Annotated in this window: 27 protein-coding genes; 1 reads left to right on the top strand and 26 read right to left on the bottom strand. The window is 63.8% G+C overall.

What is annotated here, in order from left to right; translation table 11 throughout:
• Positions 1–11 precede the first annotated feature (11 nt).
• Positions 12–956 carry a hypothetical protein gene (locus ABIB73_RS09480; RefSeq protein ID WP_354223326.1) on the bottom strand — a complete coding sequence of 315 codons (945 nt, stop codon included), beginning with the start codon at positions 954–956 and terminating at the stop codon, positions 12–14.
• Between the two features lie 816 nt (positions 957–1,772).
• Here ABIB73_RS09480 and ABIB73_RS09475 point away from each other — a divergent pair.
• The gene (locus ABIB73_RS09475) at positions 1,773–2,543 is read left to right on the top strand and encodes a response regulator transcription factor (protein ID WP_354224259.1); all 771 of its coding nucleotides are present in this window, start codon (positions 1,773–1,775) and stop codon (positions 2,541–2,543) included.
• A gap of 119 nt (positions 2,544–2,662) precedes the next feature.
• On the opposite strand, the gene ABIB73_RS09470 is transcribed toward ABIB73_RS09475, so the two are convergent.
• The 25 genes from ABIB73_RS09470 to ABIB73_RS09350 all read right to left on the bottom strand — a co-directional run bounded on the left by ABIB73_RS09470 (position 2,663) and on the right by ABIB73_RS09350 (position 24,868).
• Positions 2,663–3,121 carry a hypothetical protein gene (locus ABIB73_RS09470; RefSeq protein ID WP_354223324.1) on the bottom strand — a complete coding sequence of 153 codons (459 nt, stop codon included), beginning with the start codon at positions 3,119–3,121 and terminating at the stop codon, positions 2,663–2,665.
• On the bottom strand, positions 3,118–3,642 hold the full coding sequence (locus ABIB73_RS09465) for a flagellar biosynthesis protein FlgN (protein WP_354223322.1): 525 nt from the start codon (positions 3,640–3,642) through the stop codon (positions 3,118–3,120). Before ABIB73_RS09465 ends, ABIB73_RS09470 begins: the two co-directional genes overlap by 4 nt.
• A gap of 43 nt (positions 3,643–3,685) precedes the next feature.
• A complete protein-coding gene (locus ABIB73_RS09460; RefSeq protein ID WP_354223320.1) occupies positions 3,686–4,165 on the bottom strand; it encodes a rod-binding protein in 480 nt (159 codons plus the stop codon).
• Positions 4,162–4,581 (bottom strand): hypothetical protein, encoded by a 420-nt coding sequence (locus tag ABIB73_RS09455; protein ID WP_354223318.1) that lies wholly within the window; start codon positions 4,579–4,581, stop codon positions 4,162–4,164. The genes ABIB73_RS09460 and ABIB73_RS09455 overlap by 4 nt, the downstream gene beginning before the upstream one ends.
• A gap of 5 nt (positions 4,582–4,586) precedes the next feature.
• Positions 4,587–5,339, bottom strand: coding sequence for a flagellar biosynthesis protein FliR (gene fliR, locus ABIB73_RS09450; protein WP_354223316.1), 753 nt, complete (start codon positions 5,337–5,339; stop codon positions 4,587–4,589).
• On the bottom strand, positions 5,336–7,417 hold the full coding sequence (flhA, locus tag ABIB73_RS09445) for a flagellar biosynthesis protein FlhA (protein WP_354223314.1): 2,082 nt from the start codon (positions 7,415–7,417) through the stop codon (positions 5,336–5,338). The genes fliR and flhA overlap by 4 nt, the downstream gene beginning before the upstream one ends.
• A gap of 74 nt (positions 7,418–7,491) precedes the next feature.
• A complete protein-coding gene (fliQ, locus tag ABIB73_RS09440; protein ID WP_027556656.1) occupies positions 7,492–7,758 on the bottom strand; it encodes a flagellar biosynthesis protein FliQ in 267 nt (88 codons plus the stop codon).
• Positions 7,759–7,761: 3 nt separating this feature from the next.
• Positions 7,762–8,178, bottom strand: a complete 417-nt coding sequence (gene flgD / locus ABIB73_RS09435; RefSeq protein WP_354223311.1) for a flagellar hook assembly protein FlgD — start codon at positions 8,176–8,178, stop codon at positions 7,762–7,764.
• A 14-nt stretch (positions 8,179–8,192) separates the two neighbouring features.
• Positions 8,193–8,603 (bottom strand): flagellar biosynthesis repressor FlbT, encoded by a 411-nt coding sequence (gene flbT / locus ABIB73_RS09430; RefSeq protein WP_354223309.1) that lies wholly within the window; start codon positions 8,601–8,603, stop codon positions 8,193–8,195.
• Entirely contained in the window at positions 8,603–8,947 is a 345-nt protein-coding gene (flaF, locus tag ABIB73_RS09425; protein ID WP_354223307.1) for a flagellar biosynthesis regulator FlaF, read from the bottom strand. The genes flbT and flaF overlap by 1 nt, the downstream gene beginning before the upstream one ends.
• A gap of 56 nt (positions 8,948–9,003) precedes the next feature.
• Complete coding sequence (locus tag ABIB73_RS09420) at positions 9,004–10,050, bottom strand: flagellar hook-associated family protein (RefSeq protein ID WP_354223305.1); 1,047 nt, start codon at positions 10,048–10,050, stop codon at positions 9,004–9,006.
• Positions 10,047–11,528, bottom strand: coding sequence for a flagellar hook-associated protein FlgK (gene flgK, locus ABIB73_RS09415; RefSeq protein WP_354223303.1), 1,482 nt, complete (start codon positions 11,526–11,528; stop codon positions 10,047–10,049). Before flgK ends, ABIB73_RS09420 begins: the two co-directional genes overlap by 4 nt.
• 34 nt (positions 11,529–11,562) lie before the next feature.
• Entirely contained in the window at positions 11,563–12,798 is a 1,236-nt protein-coding gene (locus ABIB73_RS09410; protein WP_354223301.1) for a flagellar hook protein FlgE, read from the bottom strand.
• Positions 12,799–12,893: 95 nt separating this feature from the next.
• A complete protein-coding gene (locus ABIB73_RS09405; RefSeq protein ID WP_354223299.1) occupies positions 12,894–13,481 on the bottom strand; it encodes a transglycosylase SLT domain-containing protein in 588 nt (195 codons plus the stop codon).
• Positions 13,429–14,736, bottom strand: coding sequence for a flagellar hook-length control protein FliK (fliK, locus tag ABIB73_RS09400; protein ID WP_354223297.1), 1,308 nt, complete (start codon positions 14,734–14,736; stop codon positions 13,429–13,431). The genes ABIB73_RS09405 and fliK overlap by 53 nt, the downstream gene beginning before the upstream one ends.
• Complete coding sequence (locus ABIB73_RS09395) at positions 14,733–15,917, bottom strand: chemotaxis protein (protein WP_354223295.1); 1,185 nt, start codon at positions 15,915–15,917, stop codon at positions 14,733–14,735. The genes fliK and ABIB73_RS09395 overlap by 4 nt, the downstream gene beginning before the upstream one ends.
• Positions 15,914–17,233 carry a MotB family protein gene (locus ABIB73_RS09390; protein ID WP_354223293.1) on the bottom strand — a complete coding sequence of 440 codons (1,320 nt, stop codon included), beginning with the start codon at positions 17,231–17,233 and terminating at the stop codon, positions 15,914–15,916. Before ABIB73_RS09390 ends, ABIB73_RS09395 begins: the two co-directional genes overlap by 4 nt.
• 6 nt (positions 17,234–17,239) lie before the next feature.
• Positions 17,240–17,920 carry a FliH/SctL family protein gene (locus tag ABIB73_RS09385; protein ID WP_354223291.1) on the bottom strand — a complete coding sequence of 227 codons (681 nt, stop codon included), beginning with the start codon at positions 17,918–17,920 and terminating at the stop codon, positions 17,240–17,242.
• On the bottom strand, positions 17,917–19,542 hold the full coding sequence (fliF, locus tag ABIB73_RS09380) for a flagellar basal-body MS-ring/collar protein FliF (protein ID WP_354223289.1): 1,626 nt from the start codon (positions 19,540–19,542) through the stop codon (positions 17,917–17,919). The genes ABIB73_RS09385 and fliF overlap by 4 nt, the downstream gene beginning before the upstream one ends.
• A gap of 304 nt (positions 19,543–19,846) precedes the next feature.
• A complete protein-coding gene (locus ABIB73_RS09375) occupies positions 19,847–20,755 on the bottom strand; it encodes a flagellin N-terminal helical domain-containing protein (RefSeq protein WP_354223287.1) in 909 nt (302 codons plus the stop codon).
• 273 nt (positions 20,756–21,028) lie between these two features.
• Positions 21,029–21,934 (bottom strand): flagellin N-terminal helical domain-containing protein, encoded by a 906-nt coding sequence (locus ABIB73_RS09370; protein ID WP_354223285.1) that lies wholly within the window; start codon positions 21,932–21,934, stop codon positions 21,029–21,031.
• A gap of 235 nt (positions 21,935–22,169) precedes the next feature.
• A complete protein-coding gene (gene fliP, locus ABIB73_RS09365) occupies positions 22,170–22,910 on the bottom strand; it encodes a flagellar type III secretion system pore protein FliP (protein ID WP_354223283.1) in 741 nt (246 codons plus the stop codon).
• Positions 22,907–23,350, bottom strand: a complete 444-nt coding sequence (locus ABIB73_RS09360; protein WP_354223281.1) for a flagellar basal body-associated FliL family protein — start codon at positions 23,348–23,350, stop codon at positions 22,907–22,909. Before ABIB73_RS09360 ends, fliP begins: the two co-directional genes overlap by 4 nt.
• 42 nt (positions 23,351–23,392) lie before the next feature.
• Positions 23,393–24,100: a flagellar basal body L-ring protein FlgH gene (gene flgH / locus ABIB73_RS09355; RefSeq protein WP_354223279.1), complete on the bottom strand. Its 708-nt coding sequence runs from the start codon at positions 24,098–24,100 to the stop codon at positions 23,393–23,395.
• A complete protein-coding gene (locus tag ABIB73_RS09350; RefSeq protein ID WP_354223277.1) occupies positions 24,101–24,868 on the bottom strand; it encodes a MotE family protein in 768 nt (255 codons plus the stop codon). It abuts the gene before it with no gap.
• Between the last annotated feature and the right edge of the window lie 66 nt (positions 24,869–24,934).

The following is a 24,934-nucleotide window of genomic DNA, read 5'->3' as shown; positions in this document are numbered from 1 at the left end:
GGGTCCGCCGATCACGGCGTCCCCTTGCGCGGCGAATAGACGAGGCCGCCGCTGGTTTCCACCACGAGACGGCCGTTCTCGTTTCTGATCTCCTCGATCCGCCCGAGGCTCGGCACCTGCTGCCCCAGCACGGCCTCGACGACACCGTTCGGGCCTTGCAGGATCGCAATTCCCTCATAGGCCTGTCGGACCGACCAGCCCTTGACCGTCCTTCGCGGTGCCGAATTGCGCTCGGCCGGAGGTACCGAACCCGTGACCTCGGGCGCGGCGACCGCGGCCATCATCGGCAGCGACGGCGATTGCGGCTGCGCGGCGACAGTTGTCGGCGCCTGGACCTGAGCCTGGGCAAGCCTGTCGAGCTTCGCCGTCGAGGACGAGCTCACCCGCTCGATCCGATCCAGGTTCTCGGCGAACCGGCCAAAGCGATCGCTGGTCGCCTTGCTCGAGAGATCGACCGCGGTGCGCAAGCCATCGAGGTTTTCGGACACGCCGGACAATTGCTTGCGTAGTTGCGCGACCGTGTCGCGCAGATTCCTGATCTCGGCATTGGCCGCGACGTTGGTCTGGCTCGGCTGCGTGGTGAGATAGGCGATCACGCCGGTGCAGGCGCAGACCACCAAAACAGCGGCAACCGCTAATGTCGCGAGCGGCGCGACCCATGTCGGACGGGGCGGCAGCGGCTTGGCCACGATTACTGCCGGGCGGACGACGGTCGGCGTGGGCTTCGGGATCGCCATCTTGTCGAGGCGTGCCTTGGCGCGAATGCGCTTCAACCCCTCGAGCGCTTCCTTTGCCAGGACTTCGTCGCTCCCCGCCGCCGACGCAGGTTTCGTGCCTGTCGCGGGCTTGGCCGTCCGCGCCGCATTGTCCTTCGCATCGCGCGCCGCCAAAGCCGGCTTCGCCGCCGCAGACAACTCCGCAGTCGCACTGGGACGAGTTTTTCCATCGGACAACATGTGAAAATGCTCCGTTCGTTTCGATCTGTCGAACGAAGCTAGTTGCCGAAGCTTGCCTGAAACGTGCGCATCGAAAACTATTCGTCACGCACGATGCGATGTCGAATGAGTCCAACGCGTCATGCATGAGGCGAGAGTGCGACTCGAAAGACACACGCTCGCCAAGATTTCGCCAAGCTGGAGCCGTGTCGCCATGGATGAGTCGAATTGTCGCATGCAGGTGCGCGTCCAGGAGAGTCAATCCGGAGTTGAAAACCCCTCAATACGAAGGGCCCGCAGCACTACCCAAAATAGCTGTAATTCCACGGGTCTGCGGAACTTTATAACCGCCACGGTGCAGAACTAGTTTGAATGCCAAATCAACTGATGCGTTTGGATATATCAAGAAACAACCGGAAACAAATCAACAGCATCAAGCATGTGTAGCAACCGCTTTGTTTCGCGCGCTTGATCGGAAATCGGCAATTGTTACGGTCTTGCTCAAGTGATTCTCGCCAGTTGGCGAGGAGATTGACACAGTTCAGTAGTGTTCGGACGCGATGAGCAACTTGGCGCAACTGATCTAGGTGGCTTTCTCAATCCGCTCCGCGAGGTGATCCGTAAGACACTCGCCGGGCCTCACGCAGTAAGCGTTCAGTATCGAGTCGAAGTAGCAGGCCTGCATTACGCAGGCACTGAATGCGTAGGGCTGCCCGCGAATATCGAAACCACAATAACGGTTCGCGGGAAGGAATGTCGTCAAACAGCATGACTGCCGAGCCGGGCATCACAACAACCAGCCGGCCGCAGCAAGTGCGAAACAGGGGCGAAAGACTGATGTATATTATCGTTGATGATCGCGAGAGCGTCACGAACAGCTACGTTGGAGGGCTCGTTCGTGAGGGTGTATCGTCGATCGGCTTCTCCTCCGGAGAATTCTGGGACTGGCTGCAATCCGCAAATGAATCGGACCTGGCAGCCGTCGACGCCTTCCTTCTGGGGGACTGTGATACCCGCGGAAGCCTGCCACGGGCGATGCGCAAGCGGTCCGCGGCTCCCATCATCGCCATGAGCGGTCAGAAGATGCTCAAGAACACGCTTGAGCTTTTCGAATCGGGCGTGGACGACGTGGTTCACGTACCGATCCATCTTCGCGAGATCCTTGCGCGGACGGCGGCGATCGCACGCCGCAGGGTCGGCGACCTGCCGAGGCCCTGCGAGACCAGGATCCAGGTCTTCTTCAACGGGCGTGACCCCGAGATCGGCGGCCACGCCCTCACCCTGCCCCGCCGCGAACTGCGCATTCTCGAATACATGGTGGGCAATCACGGCAAGTGGATCACCAAGACGCAGATCTTCAACGCGGTCTACGGCATCTTCGAGTCGACCTTCGACGAGAGCGTGATCGAGAGCCACGTCAGCAAGCTGCGCAAGAAGCTGCGTGATCGCCTCGGTTTCGACGCGATCGTGGCCCGGCGCTACGTCGGATACCGGCTCAACATCCCGGCCGGCGAGGCCATCGACGTGCCGATGCAGGAGCTGGACGAGGTCGGCATCCTCCTGAACAGGGCACACGCCGCCCAGGCGGCTTACCCGGCAGGAAACTGAGGCGGTAAAGCCGCGATAAGAAACGATCAACGGCCTCTCCGGAGATATCCCGCAGAGGCCGTTACGCTTTCCGGTGGCAGGAACGTCACCACACCGACGCGGCTTCGCAGCGCGACGGACTACGGCTTCTGCTGGAATTCGTCCTTCGAGACGTAGTTGAAGTCCTCGACCAGAACGTCCTGGACGACGTCGGCCTGCATCCGCTCGTTGACGCGCTGCTTGATACCCGCGGTGAGGACGGAGAGGTCGTAACGGGCGAGCTTCCTGAAATCGAGGCGCTCATCCGCATAGATCTTGCGGAAGGCTTCGTCCACGACGAACGGCTCGGGCGGAACGGTGAGCTGGTGCATGGTCCGCGCCTCCACGGTGTAGACGAAGCGCGCAACGATGTAGCCTTGCACGTTGCCGTTCTCGACCATTGGCACGCTCAGCGCCCGCGTCTTCTGGTACTGCAGTCCGTCGAGATATTCGTCCTTCGCGGGCAGCAGGCTGCCGTTTTCCTTCCAGTAGGCCACGGCATAGCTCGTGCCCGCAGTGAGGATGCATACCCAGAGCCCGGCCAGCACCAGTCTGATCATTTTCCGTCCTGCGCCGCGCGGCCGCTATAGGTGCCGTCCGACTCGGCCTCCCGGATCGCCCTGACGATGATGGTAGCGACCTCGCGCACGGCGTCGTAATGCATCTCGAGGATGGACCGGTTTCGCTCCAGCTTCTCGCGCAACCGCTGGATTTCCTCGGTGATCTCGGCCTCCCCGCCAAGATGCATCCGCGCGCGCATCAGGCGGACGAATTCCAGCATGCTGCGGCTCTTCCGCGCGCTGAAGTCGTCGAAATCGATCTTCTTGCCGGTGGCAAGCGCGGCGGTCTCCTCCTCGACGATACTCTCGAGCCGGCGGATCGCCGTCAGCAGACCGCGGACCTCGTCGGACCTTTCCCCTTCCGACCTTGCCGCATCGGTGCCGTCGGACGTCATGTCGCTGCCGATAATCGGCAGGAGCACGGGCAATAGCGCATCGCCCGGCGTGGCTCCCGTCATCGCCCCGGTGTTCACGACCGGCTGCTCCATCACCGGCGCCATCGCGCCTTCTTCTGCCTGCATGGAAAATTCACCCCTCAACCTTCATCACCCATTTCCAGATCCATCATCCTGCCTTCGCCGTTACGTCCGGAGCCGCCGGATGCCCAGCGGCGAGCTGCTTGGCAATGCCGATCCCCTTGCCCTTCGCAAGCTGATTGCCGAGCTGCTCGGCCAGCATCGATTTCCAGACGCTGCCGGCGGTCCCCTTGCCGAATACTTCTTCCGACTCCTTCGGAAGCATCGTCTCGACGAAGGTCTGGAGGATGAACGCCTCGAATTTGCGATACACCTCGCCCGAGGCCGGCGCCTTGATCACCTGCACCGGCGCTCCGTTCACCACTCCCGATTGCGCCTCAGCCACCTTCGCCGCGGATTGATCGGCTGCCGCAGCGGCAGCCTTGCCAACCTCGGCGTCCATCGTGGCCGCGAAATCCCTATCGGAGGATTTCAGCGCATCGAGCTTTGCGGTCGCCGCGCGCTGCGTCACGGGGTCGGCGGCCTGCAGAACGTCGAGAACGAGGTCGGGCGTCGCTGTTACGATCATGGCTTATTCCGGCTGGCTGGCCGTGGCGTCCAGTCGCGCACGGCGAAATGTGTCCCCGTCATCTCTTCGAGCGAGCGCTTCTCCGCGTCGCGAAGCTTGTCGGCGAGCGCCACTTTGGCGACTTCCTCGAGCTGTTTCACGCGGCGGCTCTCCGAGCGGACCTGGTCGAGTTGCCGCGCGGCCCGCTCCTGCACGGCGCGCGCGCCGACGCTCGTGGTGGTGAGCCGGCGCGCGATCGATTCGCTCGATGATCCCACCGGCGGCTTGCCTTCGTTCAGGGTTCCGACCAGCCACGCCTGCTCATCCTGCAAGGTCTGCTCCTGCTGCCGCAATTGCGCGAGCTGCCATTCGGACAATCGGAGTTGAAGCTTCACGAGCGAGACGATCCGGCCGAGCTTGTCCGCGCGCGAGGTCATGACCGTCATTCCGCCAGCCACGACGAGAAGCCGAGCATGAACTGCGTCAGCAGCTCGTCGCTGGTGAGGTAGAGCAGCAGAAAGCCGCCGAACAGGACGAAGGGCACAGAGATGAAGTAGACCGGAATCGCCGGCGTCAGCTTGTTGATGAGGCCAACCGCCAAATTGACGATGACGGAATACACGATGAAGGGGCTGGTGATCCGCAGCGTCAGCACGAATGCTTCCGAGAGGCGGTTCGTGAGCTGGTTCAGCGCCATCTCGCCACTCAACTTTTCGCCGGGCCGCCAGACGTCGTAGGAGTTCATCAGTCCGCGCAGCACCTGCCAGTGCTGGTCGGTCATGAAGAACAGCGTGGTGACAGCCACCATGATCAGCGGTACCAGGGCCGGCGCCGAATCGGTATCGCCGACCGGCGTTCCCGGGATGTTGCTGAGCCCGATCGCGCTCGCCATCACGGTCGCCATGGTCTGAAGCGCGAGGAAGAATACGCGCCCCCCGAGGCCGATGACGCTGCCGACCAGGATCTCGGTGCCAATCAGCAGCGCAAGCGTCAGCGGCGGTGCGTTGTCTACCAGCGGCTTCACGATCGCGATCAGGATCGGCGTGAGCGCGAACGTCGTGACGAGCGCGACGAATAGGCGGATCTGGGGCGGAATGTTGACGCTGGAATAGCCGGGTACCAGCATCAGGCAGGCGCCGATACGGCAGAACACGATGAATGTCGCGAGCACGTTGTCGGCGAGGCCGCTGATCACGATATGGCTCCGAGCGCCCGGATCTCGGCACAGCGCGCCACCTCGACATGCGACAGGATCGGCAAGGTCGGGAACACTCGTTCCAGGATCATGCGGACATAGGGACGGGCTTCCGGCGTCACCGCGAGCACCACACTGGTGCCGTCCTCGGTGAATTTCCGGATCACGGCGCTGGCTTCGGTCGCGAACTGCTCGATCAGCCGCGGGTCGGCGTCGAACTCGACGACGTCGCCCTTGGCGTCGCGCTTCAGGCTCTGGTGGAAGGCGAGATCCCAGCGATTACCGAGGCGAATAACGTTGAGCACGCCGTTGTCGGAGAGATCGCCGCAGATCTGCTGGGCCAGACGCATCCGCACGTGCTCGGCGACCTGCTCGGAGCGCCGCACATGGGGAGCGATCTCGGCGATCGCCTCAAGGATCAGATGAAGGTTCCGGATCGACACGCGCTCGGCCAGCAGGATCTTCAGGATCGCCAGCAGGCCCGAATAGGAGATCTGCGACGGGCAGAGATCGTCGATCAGGCGCTTGTACTCGGGCTCGAGTCGGTCGAGCAGACCGCGCATGTCCTTGTAGGACAGCAGCTGGGCGAGGTTCGCCCGGATCACTTCGCTCAGATGCGTCAGCAGCACCGAAAGGTTGTCGACGGGCTTGCAGCCCTGTCGCTTGACCTCGTCGGTGAAGGCTTCCGTGACCCACAGCGCTTTCATGCCGAACGCAGGCTCGATCACCTCGTCGCCCGGCACGTCAGGCTTGCCGTCCTTGTCCACCAGCACCATCACCTCTCCGAGCCGCAGCTCGCCATGGGCGACGCGCGTGTCGTGGATCCGGAACTGGTATCCCTTGGGATCGATCGACAGATTATCCGACAGCTTGATCTCGGGGATGACGAAGCCGTACTGCTTGGCAAATTTCTTGCGGATCTTGCCGACGCGGTGCGCAAGCTCATTGCGGGAACCCAGCAGATGGACCGAAAGGTGCCCACCGAGCGACAGCTCGATCTCGGCGGTCTTGAGCGATTCCTTGACGGATTCCTTGGCTTCGGCTTGCGCCCGCTCGTCGGCCTTGTGCGCCTCTTCTTTCCGCTCTCGCGCCGCCTGCCGCCTCGGCAGCGAGTAGCCGACGAAGGCCATGATGCCGCCGAGCAACATGAACGGTGCCATCGGCAGCCCAGGCATCAAAGCGAGAACGAACATCATCAAGGCGGCTGCCGACACCGCGCGCGGATAGCCGCCGAGCTGCCGGAGCACGGCTTGCTCGGCCGAACCCCTGGTACCACCCTTGGAGACCAGCAGGCCCGCCGACAGCGACACGATCAGCGCAGGCATCTGCGTGACCAGGCCGTCGCCGACCGACAGTTTGGTGTAGACATCGGCGGCGCGCGCGAGGCTCAAGCCATGATGCGTAACGCCGATGACGATGCCGCCAAAAATGTTGATTGCGGTGATGATCAGGCCGGCGATGGCGTCGCCGCGGACGAATTTCGAGGCACCATCCATCGCACCGAAGAACGCGCTCTCCTCCTCGAGCTCGCGGCGCCGGCGCTGGGCCTCCTTGTCGTCGATCAGGCCTGCCGACAGATCGGCATCGATCGCCATCTGCTTGCCGGGGATGGCATCCAGCGTGAAACGGGCGCCGACTTCCGCGATACGGGTCGCGCCCTTGGTGATCACGACAAAGTTCACCGTGACCAGGATCGCGAAGATGATCAGACCGATGACGAAGTCGCCGCCCATGACGAACTGGGAGAAGCCGGCGACAACGTGGCCGGCAGCAGTCTCGCCCTCCCCGCCGCGCGACAGGATCAGGCGGGTGGTCGCGACGTTCAGCGCGAGGCGCAGAATCGTCGCGATCAGCAGCACGGTCGGAAAGGCGGAGAAGTCGAGCGGCCGCTGAATCCACAGCGCGACCATCAGAATCAGTGCCGACAGCGCGATCGAGAAGGCGAGGCCGAGATCGATCAAGATCGGCGGAATGGGCAGGAACAGGATCGTGAGCATGGTCACGATCCCGCCGGCGAAAAAGGCATCCGCCCCGAGGCGTCGCGGGTTTGGCAGGCTAGCAGCTAACGTATCGGCCATGGGTCACCGGCAGCAGATTCCGGACCTCAATCTGCCGCGCAAAGCTTACGCGAGGGTGGTGGGGCCCTCGCGGATCAGAAGCCGTGCTCGATCCGCGAATAGACCATCTCGGTGAAGGTGGAGAGATGCGCGCCGATGAAGGAGCCGGAGACGGCCACGACCAGGAGAATGACGATGATCTTCGGAACGAAGGTCAGCGTCACCTCCTGGATCTGGGTCAAGGCCTGGATCAGCGCGATGATGGTGCCGACCAGCATCGCCGCACCGACCGCGGGTCCGGAGGCGACGATGATGGTCCAGATCGCCGCCTGGACGATGTCGAGGGCGTCCCGCTCGTTCATGGCCTAGCTGAGCGTGAGCCCGGGTCCGACCGCGACCTTCGTGCCGTCCTCGAGGGTCGCGACGGAGCCGTCGCTGTTGATCGAGACCGAGGCGATCTTGCCGGTAAAGGCCGCCCCGGTCGAGTCGGTGAAGCTGACGTTGCGCCCGATCAAGCCGTCTGCCTGCGTCAGCGCCTGCGAGGAGAGCAGCGAATCGAGCTTCGAGTTGGTCAGCGTGGCCTGCTCGACCGTGGAAAGCTGCGCGAACTGGCTCATATATTGCGAGGTATCCATCGGATTGGTCGGATCCTGGTTCTTCATCTCGGCGATGAGGAGCTGAAGGAACGTGTTGTAATCGACGGTGTTACTCGACGTGGTCGAGGTGGATCCGGTCGTCGAGGAAGTCGTGCTCGTTGTATCGGTCGCGCTGGTGACGTTCATGTGCCTCTCCGCTGTCAGGCAGCCTCGAATGGGGACTCGGTGGTGGCGCCGGCCAGGATCGCCTGCTCCACAGGGAACAGCGCCCGGATCCGCTTGAGCGCTTCGAAGTAGCGGGTCGCACCGATCAGTTCGTCGATCGCGACGAGCCCGTCCAGCATCTCGCGGCTCTCGCACACTGCGCGCAGGGCCGCGTAATGCTCGCCATACAGCGCGGCGGCGTCGCGGACGTCGGTCGGATTCATCAACATGAGCTGGACGATGAAATAGAGCTGCCGCAGCGCCGTGGTGGCATCGGACGCCTGCATGACCTGCCCTTCGAGCAGGAACATGACGTCGTTGACGAGCTCGACGGAGACCTTGCGGTCCACGCGTAGCACCGCACCGTTGATGTAGATCCGCTCTCCCGCCCGCAAGGATACCTTCATCAAAGCGCGTCTCGGATCAGGCGGTTGATTTCGATGAGCTGCATCACGTCGTTCGACCTCTCCTCGCGAAGGCGATCCGCCTCCTTGACCACCCACAGGCCGATCGAGATGATGTCGGCGCGCAGCTTGTCGGGCAGTCCGTTTTCCGGATGCGCGAGATCCTCGATGAAGATGGTCCACAGTCGCCGGACGTAGAGCAGGCTCTCGACCAGGTCCTCGATACTGAAGAGGCCCCTCTGGAGCCGCTCCAGCCGGTCGATGCCGAGGCTGAGGGCCTGCCGCTCGCGCCCCCGCGCCTCGTAGCCGCTGTCTTCGACGACCGCTTCGTAGGCTTCAAAAGTCATCAGAACCACTCTGCGCAGGAGACCGAATAACAAGGCACGTGTCGTGAGCCCCCGGCTCAGAGATAGTTGATGAGACTGATCTTCTGGAGCTGCGAGGTCAGCGCGAGCGCCGTCTGGATCTGGGTCTGCAAGGTGTTGACGCGTACCGACGCTTCCGTCGGGTCGACCTGCTCCATGCCGACGATCTGATTGTTCAGAATGTCCTTCTGGGTCTTGAGCTTGTCCGTGGCAGTGGTGACCCGCTGCTGGACCACGCCGACGTTGCCGCCGAGCGTGGCGAGGTCAGTGATGGCGCTGCCGACGAGGCCGATGGCCTTGTCCACGACGGTCTGGAACGTCGTTTGGTCCAGGTTTATGTTCCCGAGATCGGACATCATGGTATAGGCCTCGGCGAGCTTGCGGAAACCGGTCTGGTTGGCGCTGACGGACGTATCAACGACCTCGGTCGTGGAGATACGACTTTGCATGGTCTGGTCGGTGGCCGATGACCAGTTGGTGTTCCAGGCCGGGCTCGCGAACTCGGCATCGAAGGTGGTGTTGAGGAAGCTCTGCATTTGAGCCGGGGTAATGCTGCTCACGCTGGCCGAGGATTGCGAGAAGCCGAAGAACGCAGAGAAATCGGCATCGACCTGGTTCTTGCTGGCCGAGCCGGCAGCGTAAGCCGTAATCGGCGCGTTCTGCGTGTTGATGCCCGAGAACAGATACGAGCCATTATAGGAGACGTTCAGCGCGCCAATCAGATCCTGGAGGTTGGCGGACGCAGGCGGCAGGACGATCCGCCCACCGCCGTCGGTACTGCGGGCGGCGATCAGGTCCTTGAGGAAGTCCGATGCGGTCGAGCCGAGCTCGGTCATCCGGTTCTGAGTCACGTCGAGACGACCCGCGACGAGCCCATTGGTATCGACGAGCTGATCGGCGAAGCTCATGTCTGCCCGCAGGCTGACGTCGCCACCCGTCGTGGCACCGAGCTCGAGGCCGACATCGGCGAAGCGGCCAGTGGTCGCCTCCGTCGACGCCTTGCTCAGCGCACTCTGGTTGTTCGTGATCGAATATCTCAACGACGACGACAGCATCAGTGTCGAGATATAGTTTGCGCTCATCATGACGCTGTCCCCACGGCTGCCAGCAGGCTCTGCAACATTTGGTCGACGGTCGAAATGATCTTCGACGACGCCGAATAGGTACGCTCGACCTGGAGCATCAACGACATCTCGTCGTCCATGTTGACGCCGCTGACGTTGGACAGCGCCGAATTGCTGCGTTCGAGCAGCGTGCTCTGGTATTGGGAATTGTCGTTGGCAGTCTTGCGCTGGTTTTCGATCCAGCTCGTCGATGACGACGCGAAGTCGATCAAGCTGCCGTTCGGCTTGCCTTGCGTGGTCGCATCGAACGGCTGCGACGCATCCATGTTGCCGATCAGCTGCTGAAGCCGGGTCGAGTAGCCGGCGTTGCCGGCGGTGTTGTATTGGTATGCGGCGTTGCCGCTGATCGCGCCGTCGCGCAGCAGGTTTGGATTGCCGCCCTGAGCGGGATCGACCGATGCGGCAACCGAGATCGTGCCGGCGAGGCCCACCGAGACGGTGGCGCTCGCGGGTATCGCCAGCCCGCCGGGGTAGGTGAAGAGACCGGTAACATCGGGCAGCGCCGCGCCCGATTGATCGCTTTCCTTGAAAGTATTGATCAGGCCGCGGGCGACCTCATCGAGCTGGCCTTGATAGGTGACCGTGTCATTATCGCGCAATTGAGCGAGACCGGCGAGCTTGCCGGACTTGATCGGCATCACCGAATTGGGGCCGGTCACGGGCACGCCGTCGATATAGACCGCGTTGCCGGTGGTGCCCGGCGTATAGGCGCCGGTCGGCGTAAAACTGACAGTCCGCGCCACCTTGTCGAACAGCACCCCACCATTGTCGGTGTAGAGCGCCGCATCGCCGTTGGCACGGATCGTCATCGTGACGCCGACCTCCTGCGACAGCTTCGAGACGATGCTGTCGCGCTGGTCGAGATAGTCGGTGACGTCGTCGCCGGTGACCGTTCCCTTCACGATCGCCGTGTTGACGTTGGCGAACTGACCCAGCAGCTGGTTGATGTTCTGAACCGAGGTCGCCATGTCGACGTCCGCGCCTTCGCGCACGGACTGCACCGTCTGCGTCGCCTGGTTGAGCGAGGTCGCCATGTCTTTGGCGGACTGGACGGCCGCCTGCGCCAGCGTCGCGTTATCTGGAGCGTTCGCGTATTGCTGGAGCGCCTGCTTCAGCGCATTGAGCTGGGCGGTCGGCGACTGATCGAGCTGGGGATCATCCACCGTGGCGGCCGCGATCTTCTGGAGACCGTCGTAGATCGCGCTCTGCTTGGCCGATCCCGAGGTTGCGGTCAGGACGTTGCTGTAGAGCCCCGAGCTTGCGGCGCGCTGGATCGCCACGACGTAGACACCCGCGTTGGGGAGATTGTCCAGCACGGTGATCTTGCGCGAATAGCCGGTCGTACTGGCGCCGGCGATGTTGCGTGAAATGGACGACGACTGGACGCCCGAGGCCATGAGCGAGGCTCGGGCGGAGTCGAGGGCGGCGGTAAGGGACATAGCGTGCTCTTGCCCGGAATCGGCGCTGAAGGATTCAGCGCTTCAGGTTGACGACGACATCCAGCAGGTCGGCGCCGGTCTGGAACGATTTCGAGTTCGCGGTGAAGCCACGCTGCGCCTCGATCATTGAGGTCAGTTCGTCCGCGAGATCGACGTTGGAGTCCTCGAGCGCGCCGGACTGGATCGTGCCCAGCCCGCCGCTGCCGGCATTGGCCGCATGCGCGTTGCCGGAATTGAGATTGGTCGAATAGACGTTGCCCGCCTCGGGCGTGAGATTGTCGGGGCTCTCGACGTCAGCAAGCATGATTGTGTAGAGGGTCGTCGTCTGGCCGTTCTTGAGGACGGCGGTCACGTGCCCCGCGGTGTCGACATCGACCTTGTCAATACCGGACGGAACGCTGCCATTGACGTTCGCCTTGAAGTCGAAGCTCGAGGCGACCTGCGTCATGGCCGACATGTCGATCGTGAGGGCGGAGCCGCCGGGGACGGTCACCGAGAGTGAGCTTGCGCCGGTGATCGCGCCTTTTCCGGCTGCCGTCGTATCGAAGGTGAACGTGCCAAGACCGCCCGCAAGCGGGGTGCCTGCCGCCGAATCATAGACCTGGATCTGCCAGGTGTCCGTGCCGGCCACCGATCCGGTTTTTGCCATGTAGACGTCAAGGGTCTTGGCATTTCCGATGTTGTCGTAGGCCACGATCGAGCTCTTCGACGAATACGATGTCGGGCCCGGCGGCAGGGACGCCGGCGGCACGATGGCCGCGCTGGGATCCAGATTGCCGGTCACGGTCGCCAATGTCGAAGGCACAGGGATCTGCGATACATTGGAGACGTTGACGATCTGCATGCCGGACAGGCTGTTCTGCGAGAAATTGGACACGCTGCCGGGCTGGCCCAGAAGATAGAAACCGGCCGCATTGACCAGATTACCCTGGCTGTCCGGCACGAACGAGCCGGCACGCGTCAGAAACTGCTGCGTGTTTGCGGCATTCGACACCACGAAGAAGCCGTTGCCCTGGACGGCAAGGTCGGTCGTCGACGTCGTGAACTGCGTGTGCCCGGCATCGGTGATGGCATAGCGGACATCGGTCTCGACCGCGCCGGAGTCGTAGTTGCCGGAGCCGCTCTTCAGGATCAGAGAGGAGAACTCGGTCGAAGCCCGCTTGTAGCCGGTCGTGTTGACGTTCGCGATATTGTCCGAAACCGTCGACAGCTTGTTGGACTGCGCAGACATTCCGGAAACACCGGTGCGCATAATACCATACAGGCTCATGAATTGGGCTCCTTCGGTGGGTTGTGTTTACAATGAGTGGTCTTGCTTGCGCGGGGCTGATGGTAAACGACGATGCACAACTTCATGTCGTCCCTTCAGCTCGTCCTGGGTTGGCAGAACGAGCGCGCCTTGTCGGTCCACGCGCCAAAACCGCTCGAGATGAGATGAGCGACGACGTGACAGACGTAGCGCTGCTGCGCCGGTTGATTGTTGGGGCCCGCATTGTAGCGGGCCACCGCCATGGTCCAGCTTCCCTCGCGCTGCTTCAGCTCTTTCAGGAAGCGCGCGGCATAGTCGACGTTCTTGGCGGGGTCGAACATCGCCTGGACCGACGTGAACTTGTCGCCGTGGAAGTAATGGTTGATCTGCATGCAACCGAGATCGATCAACTTGATGCCCTTGCTGCGCATTGCTTCGAAATTCGCCATCGCATCATCCATGTCCTTGGCGAACACGGTCTGCCCTTCGGCGCCGAGCGCGTAAGGGTAAAGCGCGCCGCGTCGCCCGGTCTCGGTCAGGCCGACGGCGTAGAGAATGCCGAGCGGAATCCCGTGCTGCCGGGACGCACGCGCCATCTCGCGCTCGCAGGGGCGCGCAGCGTCGGCCGTTGCCGCCGCGGCGGCGCCGGCGTTACAGATAAACAGGGCCGCGACGAATCTGCGGCGCCGCCACGTCCTGGTCATGACGCGTCTCCTGATTGGACTGCTGTTCTTGCCGGGCCTGCCTGGCTCCGCCTTGCGATTGATCGGACGACCTGCTCGCGCCGTCGAAACTGCCTTGCGACTGCGGCGATTGCTGTTGCTGCCCCGAGAGCTGGGGCGACTCGCCGGAGCCGGTCTGGAAGCCGTCCAGCGAGCCGTGCTGTACCGGCGCGACGTCGGCGACGTAACCCGCCGACTGCATCAGATCGCGGATCGAGTCGCGCTGCTGGTCGAGCATCAGGCTCGTGTCCTTGCGTTCGGCGGCAAGATGAACCGACACCTCGGTGCCGACGAGACGAAGGCGTACGGTGACATTGCCGAGCGCCGGCGGCTCGAGGTTGATGGTCAGGATCTTGAGCGGCTGATCTGGAGCGTTGCTCTGGGACGCCGCGAGATCGAGCGCCATGGATGATGCCGGCGCAGACGAACTCTTCAGCTCCGACACCACCGCGTTCGCGACCTGCTGGGTCGCGCCGAACTGCGGCACCGGCGGCAGATGCGTCTCCTGCTGCACGACGGTGACCTTGGTCGCTTCGGGTAAGGCTTCGCGCCCCGAGGATTTTGCCGCGCGCTCGACATTCGCCGTGACGGCTTCGAAGCCGGGTGCGGCGGGCATTGCTTTCGTCGACGCCTCGCTTCCCTGCTGCGAAGCGACCCGCTGACCCGCCGTTGCTTGCAAGGCGGCGACCTGCGGGCGCGTGGCGGACGTCGTGCCATCCGCCAATCCTGCCATGCTCGTGCTCTGGACCTCGCGCTTCGCCGTGGGGCGTTCGTCTCGCGCGGCCGTGTCTTTCTTGTCGCCCGATGGCGATTGAGTCTGCGGCTTCATCGCCGGCACGGCGGCGAGTTCCTGCCCGACGATCGTCGGAGCGTTCAATCGATTCTGGACTTCCGCTTTCGCGACCTGGTCGACCGAATTTCGCTTGTCCGACGATTTGGGTTTGTCGGCCGCCTCGGTGTGGTCGTGCGCTGTCTCATCCTTCGGCATGTCGCGCTCGGCCAGTTGAGCCAGGCGCGGGCGCAGCGAACCCGCCTTTGCGGTTGCGTTCGCGCCCTGGTCGTTCAACGCCCGCTTGGCCATGTTCGAGACGGTGTGGAGCAGATCGTTAAACGAGGCATCGTCGGCCGATTTCGCGCCCGCAGTTCCCGTGTTCTTTGCCGAACGGGATACCCCGCGCGTGAGGCTTTCGGCGAGACCTGCGAAAAGCTGTCCGGAAGTTCCATCGAGCTTGGTCATGGGCGGCGATCCTTGGTGAGAAGCTCCAGTTCGCCGAGCTGCTTCTGGGCGCGCGCAAGGGTAGCGGTCGACGATGCGAGATCGAGACGCGCCGGCGTGGGTGGAGGCTTGTCGGCCGCCGCGCCGGCGGGCAGGCTTGGGATCGGCTTGCGGACGTCGAGCGCGAGCTGGACGGTTGCATTCAGGAGCGGCACGTCGCGCTCCGGCAGTTTTGACCTGTCGAGCGCCTTCAGCTCGGCAAGGCCGCCGTCATACTCGTCGGTGAGCGCCCGTGACGCGCCGCGGAAGAAATGTGCGCGCTCGCGATCCGCCGTGGCATCGGCGCTGAGCGTCAGCGCACGCTCGCCTGCGAGCCGCGTCACGGCAAGGCGCCCGCGAACCAACCCGGCGCGCGCGATCACCAGATAGAGCTTGAGGCGGCTTGCGCGGTCGATCTGCTCCAGCAGGGTCGTGATCCGCGCGAAGCGGCGGTCGTCCAGAGCAAGACCCGATTGCGTCAGGCCGGAGGAAAAGCGCTGCCAGAAATCGGCGGCATAGACAGAGTTGCGGTAGTGCCGGATATAGGCCAGCGTCAGGAACTCGAACTTGTCGAAATCCTCCGCCTGCCCGATCAGCAGGATCTCGCGCCGCAGCGCCGCCTCTTCGACGAGCGTGCCCGGCAGCAGCAGGCGCGCATCGTCGAGACGCTCGATCGCGAGCGACGCCTCGGAACGTGCGAACAGCGCGCCCTGGACCAGCGCGACCTGCCCGCCCATGCCGGACGGGATCGTGCGCGGCTTGATGTCCTTGAGCAGCTCCCTCGCTTCGTCCTGACGGCCTTCGACATAGGCGAGCGCGCCGTCGAACAACCGCGCGTCGACATTCATCTTGTCGCGCGGCAGCTTGCGGACGATCTGCGGCGCGCCGCCGCTGAGCAGGTAGATGACGACTGCCTGGCCGTTCAGCGGATTGCTCCACACGCCCGGATCTGCGGCGACAAATTTTTCACCGATCTGCCGGATCAGCGCGATGTGACTGCCATGCGCCGCGGTATCGCCATTGGCGATGCCGTCCTGCACGACTTGCAACGAGCGGACAAGTTCATACGGCTCACCCGATGTTGCTGCCGGTTCGGCAAATGCCTGTGCCGCCGTGAACGACAGCAGCATCAGCAGCACGGCGCGGAGTAGCGGCCTGATCAAGGGCGCTTCTCCCGGATCAGGATCTCGATCCGGCGATTCTGCGCGGCCGCCGGATCGTTCGGGAGCTTCGGCCGCCGATCGGCATAGCCTTCGACATGCTCGATCCGCCGCGCGTCGACGCCGGAGCGAACCAGCATGTAGTAGGCCATCTGCGCGCGGGCCGTGGACAGCCGCCAATTGTCGTAGGTTTCCGACCGGTATGGCCGGTTGTCCGTGTGGCCACGGACGATGATCGTGCCGGGACGCTTCGTCAGCAGCGGTCCGACCTTGTCGATCACGCGGATGAGCTCGGGCCGGGGCTCGGCCGAGCCGACCGCGAACATGCCGAAGCTTGCATCGTCGGTCAGGCTGACCAGGAGCCCCTCCTCGACCTGGCGGACCTCGGCCACCGGCCCGGCACCGGCCTTGATGTCCGACAGCGCGTCGGCAATCGCGGCCTGAAGCTGCTTGACGGTCGGCTGCTGCGTCTGGGCCGCGTCGCGCGGCTCGGTGTCCTTCGCTGCATCAACGGGACCCGTCTGCGCCGCGGCGTTGGCCTGAACATTTGCCTGTGGGTTTGGCTGGCCTCCGCCTTCGCGCGGCGGCAATGACGGCGGCGGTCCTGGAGGCAGCAACGGCGACACACTGGTGGACGACGCCTCCGCGTTGGGAGCCACGCTGCCGCCGGCATCATCCGTCTTGCCGTGACGCGGCTCGCCCTGATTTGTGCCGGCTACGTTGTCTCGCGCGGGAGCATTCGGCTTCGGTTCACCCTCCATGATCCGGTCCGCCGCCTTGGACGCCTCCGGGGCGAGCTTCCAGTAGCCGGGATCGAACGGATCGCGATAGGCGTCGCCGCCCTTGAGGCCGTCTTCCTCCGCCGACGTCAAGGCGCCGGCGCGTCGTTGGCCCGAAGCCTGGTTCGAACTGGCCGCGATCTCGGCGAGCGTCGCATAGGGATCTCGGAACAGCATCTTCTCTTCGTAGAAGGGTGGCTTCTCGGCCGTCGGTGAGTCGCCGCGACGCTCCTCGTTCGGTCCGGCCGGCTGGCGCTTGCCGTCCTGGCCTTCGAACGACGACGGCTCCTTCCTGTTCAAGTCCTTGAGGCCTTTGGGTGCGGGTGCGTTCTCCGCAAGCTGGATCGGATTGAAATAGCTCGCGACCACCTGTTTCTGGTCCTGGTTGAGCGCATTGATCAGCCACATCACCAGGAAGAACGCCATCATCGCGGTCATGAAGTCCGCATAGGCGATCTTCCAGACGCCGCCTTTGGGTGGCGAATCGTCGAAGGCGCTGCGCCGGCGGATGATGACGAGTTCTTGCTTGACTTCGTTCATGGCCGACTACCGGCGCGCCTCTCTCAGGCGATCGATCCAGGTCGAGATCTGCGTCTCGATTGTGGTCTGATCGGCAAGGACGCGGACCTCGACGGTGTCGGCGGCTCGGTATTCGACGCCAGAGCGGCTGGCCGCATCGAGCTGCGTCTTGACCAGGTCGATGAGATCGCTCGGTCCGGTGACGCGGAACACCGGCACGGGCGAATTGGAGGTCAACGCCGCGATCTGCTCGACCAGCGCTCCAATCGCCTTGTCGCGGACCGCATCGGCGAGGAACGGCAGCAATATCCGCGCAACGGAGCTTGCGATGTTGCTCTCGATCTCTCGGCACGCCGTAGCAAAACCATTCACGATCGCGACCGCCTGTTGATCGGACCATTTGGCCCGCTCCTCGCCGAGCCGGATCGCGCTGCGGACGCGCTCTTCGGCGAGCTTGGTATCGCCCTCCGCGAGCCCGGCGGTATAGCCGCGTCGGTAGGCGTCATCCAGGAGATTGACCGGCGCAGTCTCCGCCTTCGGAGCCTGAAGCTGCGGCTCATGCTGACGCTGGGGTTGCGGTTGAGTCTGAGGCTCGCGCCGGATTTCCTTCGGCCGCGCCACCGCTTCCTGAATCTTCGGCTTCTCGGGCGGCTTGGCCCGGCCATTCGCGTCGAACTGCGTGAGAAGCTTCCCGATTGCCGCGTTCATGCCGCCTCCTCCCGCCGCATCCAATCCTTAAGGATCGCAGCGGCCTGCATCTGGTCGAGTCGAACGATCTGCTCCAGCCGCTTCTGCGGCGTCCGTTGCATCTTGCCCTCGAGGTCTTCGACCAGATTGAGCTCCGCCTCTTCGCTATCCGGCAGCGCAAGGGCTGCGGCCGCCTCGAGCTGCGCAGCCTCCGCCGCCTCGGTCTGCTCCTGCTGCGCGCGATGGGTCAGGATGCCGTTGACCGCCGGTCGCAGGCCAAACCAGACCAGCATCGAGGCGACGGCCAGGATGGTCACCGCGTTGATGACGCTGCCGAGCTGCTTGTTGATCATCTCGACGAAGCTGATCGGCGGCACCGGCGCGAGCTCACGCGAGCCCTCGACGAAGTCGACTGCAGTCACCTGGATCTGGTCGCCGCGCGCCTTGTCCAGGCCGCCAGCAGTCGCCGCGAGCTGGCTGATCTCGGCGAGCTTGCTGTCGAGGATGACCTGATTGCTCTTGTCGCCGAGATCGGCGACAAGCCGCGCGCGATTGACCAAGACGGCGATAAAGAGCTTCTTGACCGAATAGCCGTCGCTCACGGTCGTCGTTGTCTTGGAGGAGACCTCGAAGTTGGTGACGTCCTCGCGGCGCTGCTTGTCCTCGCTGGAGTTCTTGGTGCCGCCGGCGTTGACCTGCTGGTCCGGAAGGTTCTGCTGCACCGTCGTCGGTGTCGAGCGATCCGCGTTCTGGGACGACTCCTTCTCGCGGACGTTCCGGACCGAGCGCTCGGCGCGCGTCTCGGGATCGTAGACGGTCTCGTTGGTCTGCCGTTTGTCGGTGGAGAGCTGCGGCGCGACGCTGACCTCGAAATTGTCCAGGCCCAGATAGGGCGTCAGCGCCTTGCGGATGTTTTCCTGCACCATCCCGCCGACCGTCTTCTGGAGGCTCGCCATCTTGGTTGGCGCGGCACTGGCCTCGTCCTCTTCGGCCAGCAACATCGTGCCGTCGGCGTCCAGCACCGTCACTTTGTCGCGCGTCATGCCAGGAATCGCGGCCGCGACGAGATGGCGGATCGATTGCGCCGTACGCGCCTCGAGCGCGCCGTCGGTGCGCAGCACGACCGATGCGGACGGTGGCTGCTGCGTGGCACGGAATGAGCCGCGCACCGGCATCACGATGTGCACCCGCGCGGCCTTGACGCCCTTCATCAACTGAACGGTACGCGCGATCTCGCCTTCAAGCGCGCGGAGCTTGGTGACCTCCTGCATGAACGAGGTCAGGCCGAGCGATCCGATCTTGTCGAACAGCTCGTAACCGGAATTGGCGCTGGTCGGCAGGCCCTTCTCGGCCAGCAGCATCCGCGCCTGCATGGTCTGGCTCGGGCGCACCGAGACGGTGTCGCCGGCCGCGTTGACGTCGAAGGTGATGTTCTGCTCGCGCAGCGCGGCACCGATGCGCGTTACGTCTTCGCGGGCGACGCCGGTATAGAGAGGCTCGAATTCAGGGCGGCTCAGATAATAGGCGCCACCGACGACGGTGACGAGGACGGCGAAGCCGATCAATCCCAAGGCCATCAGACGTCGCGGCCCAAGTTCCAGCAGATTGTTGAGCAGCTGCTGTAGCTGCGCGCGACTGAGCATATGACCTCGTACCAATGCGAACGTAGACGACACTCCGCTGCCAACCTTGTCTGAAGGTTGCGCGAGAACGCGAATGTGTCGGTTCGCAGGCGAGGCGTTGCAATTTTACAAGAGGCTGAGCGATGCGATCGGTTCAGTAGCAACGCGCGGGCGATCGGGCGCAGGACCGCGCGATCGGCTGCTGCGTACTGCGTCAAGTCTGGCGTCGGGAGGTCAATTGCGGGCACGTCTTGTGCCACCAAATCCGCCGTTCATGGCGGAGACCGCGCTCCCTTGGGAGCACGGTCGTTTTCGAAGCCGAAGCTTACCGGAACAGCGACAAGATGCTCTGGCTGTTCTGGTTGGCGATCGAGAGCGCCTGGACGCCGAGCTGCTGCTGAGTCTGGAGCGCCTGAAGGCGGGTAGATTCCGCGTTCATGTCGGCATCGACGAGCTGACCGACACCGCGATTCACCGAGTCCATCAAGGTCTTGACGAAGTCCGTGTTGGTCGAGATGCGGTTCTTGACGGCGCCGAGATTGGCGGCAGCCGAGGCCACCGAGTTGATCGCACCGGTGACCTGCGAGATGTAGCCATCAAGCGTGGTCTGGTCAGCCGCCGAGTCGGTCAGCGCGCTGATGTCGATCGTGTCGACCGACGCACCGCCGCTGACGGTGTCCAGGATGCCGCCCTGAGTCGAGGTGTAGAGCGAGTAGTTGGCGATCGTCAGGTTGATGGAGCCGATGGTGGGCGTGCCGCCAACGCGGGAGAACGATGACACCAGGTCGAAGGTCGCCGGCGTAGTCGCGGTCGTGCTCAACCAGTTCACACCGTTGAAGGTCGCCGCATCAGCGGTGCCCTTCATCTGCTGCTGGATCTGGGTGATGTCGGCCTGGATCTTGGTGCGGTCGATACCGGCGGTCTTGGCTTCGACCAGCAGCGCCTGGAGCTTGGTCAGGCCGCCGGTGCTGTCGCCGACAACCGCGGTCAGCGCGGTATATTCGGTGTCGACGGTCGCAGCCGACAGACCGAGCGAGTCGGAGACGGCGGAGAGCGCGGCGTTGTCGGCGCGCATCGAGGTTGCGATCGACCAGTAGGCGGCGTTGTCCGAAGCGGTGGCCACGCGCTGGCCGGTGGAGATCCGGTTTTCGGTCGTCTGGAGGCTGGAGCTGACGTTCCGGAGGGTCTGCAGCGCGGTCATTGCTGCGGAGTTGGTGAGGAGACTAGAACCCATTTTGATGTCCCTTTGAAGATTGAATTGAGTTTGGGGACATACCGGGCTTTCACCGGTACGACAGGGCGGCGTCATGCCTTTGGGCTGTGGAAAAGCGCGTTAAGGCCCAACCTGTCGTAGCGGCGAGGTTAGCGAGCGAAGCTTGTGCGGGGCTTGTGGCTCTGTGCCCCGGATGCAACAAGGCAGCCGAAATTACGGCGTGCGCGGGACGTCACGCCAAACGAAAGGGCCGCGCTTCGCGAGAAGCGCGGCCCTCCCCAGATGGTTTGAGGCTTAGCGGAACAGCGACAGGATGCTCTGGCTGCTGTTGTTGGCGATCGAGAGCGCCTGAACGCCGAGCTGCTGCTGGACCTGGAGAGCCGCCAGGCGGGTGGACTCCTGGTTCATGTCGGCGTCGACGAGCTGGCCGATACCGCGATCCACCGAATCCATCAGGGTCTTCACGAAGTCCGTGTTGGTCGAGATGCGGTTCTTGACGGCGCCGAGATTGGCGGCAGCCGAGGCCACCGAGTTGATCGCACCGGTGACCTGCGAGATGTAGCCATCAAGCGTGGTCTGGTCAGCCGCCGAGTCGGTCAGCGCGCTGATGTTGATCGTGTCGACCGACGCACCGCCGCTCACGGTGTCCAGGATGCCGCCCTGAGTCGAGGTGTAGAGCGAGTAGTTGGCGACGGTCAGGGCGATCGAGCCGGTGGTCGGCGTGGCGCCCACACGTGAGTAGGACGACACCAGGTTGACCGTCGTCGGCGTGGTCGCGGTCGTGCTCAGCCAGTTCACGCCGTTGAAGGTCGCCGCATCGGCCGTGCCCTTCATCTGCTGCTGGATCTGGGTGACGTCCGCCTGGATCTTGGCACGGTCGATACCGGCGGTCTTGGCTTCGACCAGCAGCGACTGGAGCTTGGTCAGGCCGCCGCTGCTGTCGCCAACAACCGAGGTCAGCGCGGTATATTCGGTGTCGACGGTCGCGGCCGACAGACCGAGCGAGTCGGAGACGGCGGAGAGCGCAGCGTTGTCGGCGCGCATCGAGGTTGCGATCGACCAGTAGGCGGCGTTGTCCGAAGCAGTGGCCACGCGCTGGCCGGTCGAGATCCGGTTCTGCGTGGTGGAGAGTTGCGAGCTGACAGACCGCAGGGTCTGGAGCGCGGTCATGGCGGTCGAGTTCGTGAGCAGGCTTGACATTGCGAATGTCCCTTCATGTACGCGTTACATTTTCATCAGGGGACATACCGGGCTTTCACCGGTACGACGGGGCGGCATCATGCCTTTGGACTAATGTGGGTGGCGTCCAACCGGTCGTGACGTATTGCTAGCACGCCGAATCTTGCTGCCGGATTAAAATCGCCTTGAATATCATCGCTGTAGCGGGGGTATCGCCGTTACCATTCGCTAACCATGATCGCGCGGCCGCGCTCCTTCAGGAGAACGACCGCACCAGTCCGGAGGCCAGCAGATTCCAGCCGTCGATCAGCACGAAGAACAGCATCTTGAACGGCAGCGCGAGGATCGTCGGCGGCATCATCATCATGCCCATCGACATGGTCAGCGTCGCCACGATCATGTCGATAACGAGGAACGGCAGGATGATGAGGAATCCGATCTCGAACGAACGCCTCAGCTCGGAGATCATGAAGGCCGGGATGATGACGCGCATGTCGATGCGCTTGTCGTCGAACTTCTTGCGGAAGCTTTCAGCGGCGAGCGACTCGAAGGTCTGTAGATCCTTGTCGCGGACATGAGCCAGCATGAACTCGCGGAACGGGTCGCTGATCTTCAGATAGGCCTCTTCCTCCGAGATCTCGTTCTTCATCAGCGGCTGGACGCCGGTCTCCCAGGCGCGGTCGAAGGTCGGCGCCATGACGTAGAATGTCATGAACATCGCGAGGCTGATCAGAACGAGATTTGGGGGCGTCGTCTGAAGGCCGAGACCGGCGCGGAGGAACGACAGCGCGACGGCAAACCGCGTGAAGCTCGTCATCATGATGAGGAGCCCCGGCGCGACGGACAGCACCGTCAGCAGCGCCATCAGCTGGATGATGCGGCCGCTGGTCGAGCCGTTGCCCGGCGGGAGCAGCGAGTTGAGGTCCGGGATCTGGGCGAACGCCACCTCAGGCAGCACGACCAGCACCAACGCGAGCAGCAGGACTCTCGATTTCACTGAATCACCAACGTCTCAATGATCAATTCGCGGACCTTGCCGGAAGAGCGGATGTTTGCGCGTTCGGACAGGTCGTCGCGCAGATGCTGGAGCCCGCGCGAGCCTTCGAACTGCGTGACAGTCGCCGACCGCAGATAGGTGACGATGTCCTCGCTGATATGGGCCGCGAGGATGCCGGCGTCCTCGTCGCTCATGCTGTCGGTCACCATGGAGGCTTCGACACGGGCCCAGTTGTTGGCCGGCGCGGCGAGATTGGTCACGATCGGAGACAGCTTTCGGAGCCGCGCGCTACCGGCGTAGCTCGACGCGAGCGGCGGCGGCGTAGCGCTCTTCTTTGCGTCGGCAACGCGTTCGGCGGTCGCGAGCAGATGCAAGCCCGCAATTGCGCCCGCACCGATCGCGATCAGAGTCAGCACGACAATGGCGGCGATCAAGCGCATGACGCCCCCTGCCCCCGCGACGCTATCCGGGACATCCGGACCTCAGAACGGCGCAACGGCGTCATAGATCCGATGTCCCCATCCAGGCTGCTGCACGTCAGACAGATTTCCGCGACCGCCATAGGACACGCGCGCCTCGGCGATCTTCTCGTAGGAGATTGTGTTGCCACGCGAAATGTCGCGCGGACGTACGATGCCTCCGACATTGAGCACACGCATCTCCGTGTTGACCTTGAATTCCTGCGAGCCGCTGATCATCATATTGCCGTTCGGCAACACGTCGGTGACGATGGCGGCGATCGAGAGCTTGATATCCTCGGCCCGATCGATCTGGCCGTTGCCCTTGATCTGGGTGTTGGTGCTCAGATTGGCCGTGGTCTGGCCTTTGTCAGTCCATCCCGCGACGTCCATCAGCCAGTCGAGGCCGAACTTGATCTGCGAATCGCGCGAGCGGTCGGTCTTGTTGTCGAGCTTCGCCTTGTCCTGCATCGAGATGATCACCGTTACGACGTCACCGGTGCGCCGCGCGCGCGGATCGCGGTAGAGATCGGTGCCGTCGTCCCAGGTCGATCGATAGCTCACGGGCGTGCGGAGGCGCGGCGTTACCGGAATAGGATCGGCTTGCGTCCTCAGGCCGCTGCCGACGGGCGATATTTGCGGGCCGGTCAGGATCTCGGCCGGATCATGGGAGCATCCGGCCAAAAACATTGTCCACAGTGCGAGCGACAGGAGGAGGATCGGCTTCTTCATCTACTTGGTCTTTCCGTCATCCACGCGACGCATTCCGCCGAGCAAATCGGCGAGATGCGCCGCGCGTGCCGACTCCATCTCATTGAAGATTGCGCTCGAGCTCCTCGGGCTGAGCTTTGCAAGCACTGCGGCGGCCGTCTCGTCCGCCATGCCGGCGATCTGGGTGGCGGCGGCGTCCGGCTTCATGCGCGAATAGATCTCGACGACGCTCGCCTCGGCCTTCTTCAGGAAGTCGTCGCGCAGCGCCATCCACTTCTCGTACTCGGCCCGCTTGGCCTCGACCTCGGCAATCCGTTCGCGGAGCTGATTCTCGGCCTTCTCCAACTCCTTCAGCTGCCAGGCCAGCCTGGCATCGACGGCAGGATCGGCCACGTTGCTGCAGAACAGCGCGACTTCGCTGTCCGCGGGCGCGGCGGCCTGGGAAGGCGCCGGCTTCGGCGGCGCCGTGACGCTGCCGGGCTTGGCCGCGCGCACGGGCACGGGTGCCGGCGTTGGCGGCGGCGGAGGCGTCTCCGAGGTCGGCACCGCGCCGGTGATTGCGGGGCCGGTGTCTTCCGTCCAGGCCGTTGCCCGCGCGTTATCACCGGGAATCGACGTGACCGGTGCGTTCGGCTTCTGCGGCCCGGCCGCCCGCGCGCGCGCGAAAGAGAGCAGGTTGAGCGGCTTCGACGGCTTCGCCTCGTCCAGCGCCAGTACGGGCGAGGCGCTCACCAGCGCGGACACCGCGACCAGGAGGAGGACTTGCGCTTTGTGATCCAGCTTCAGCATCGGGCCGCGTGCGATTCTCGGTCAGGACGAGAGCATTGAGCGACCAAGCTTGCACGACGCTTGTGC

Origin of the sequence: Bradyrhizobium sp. F1.4.3 (assembly GCF_040548375.1) — a bacterium.
Taxonomy (GTDB): Bacteria; Pseudomonadota; Alphaproteobacteria; order Rhizobiales; family Xanthobacteraceae; genus Bradyrhizobium.
Note: the sequence above shows the minus strand (reverse complement) of the source record. Positions and strands in the feature narration are given on the sequence as shown.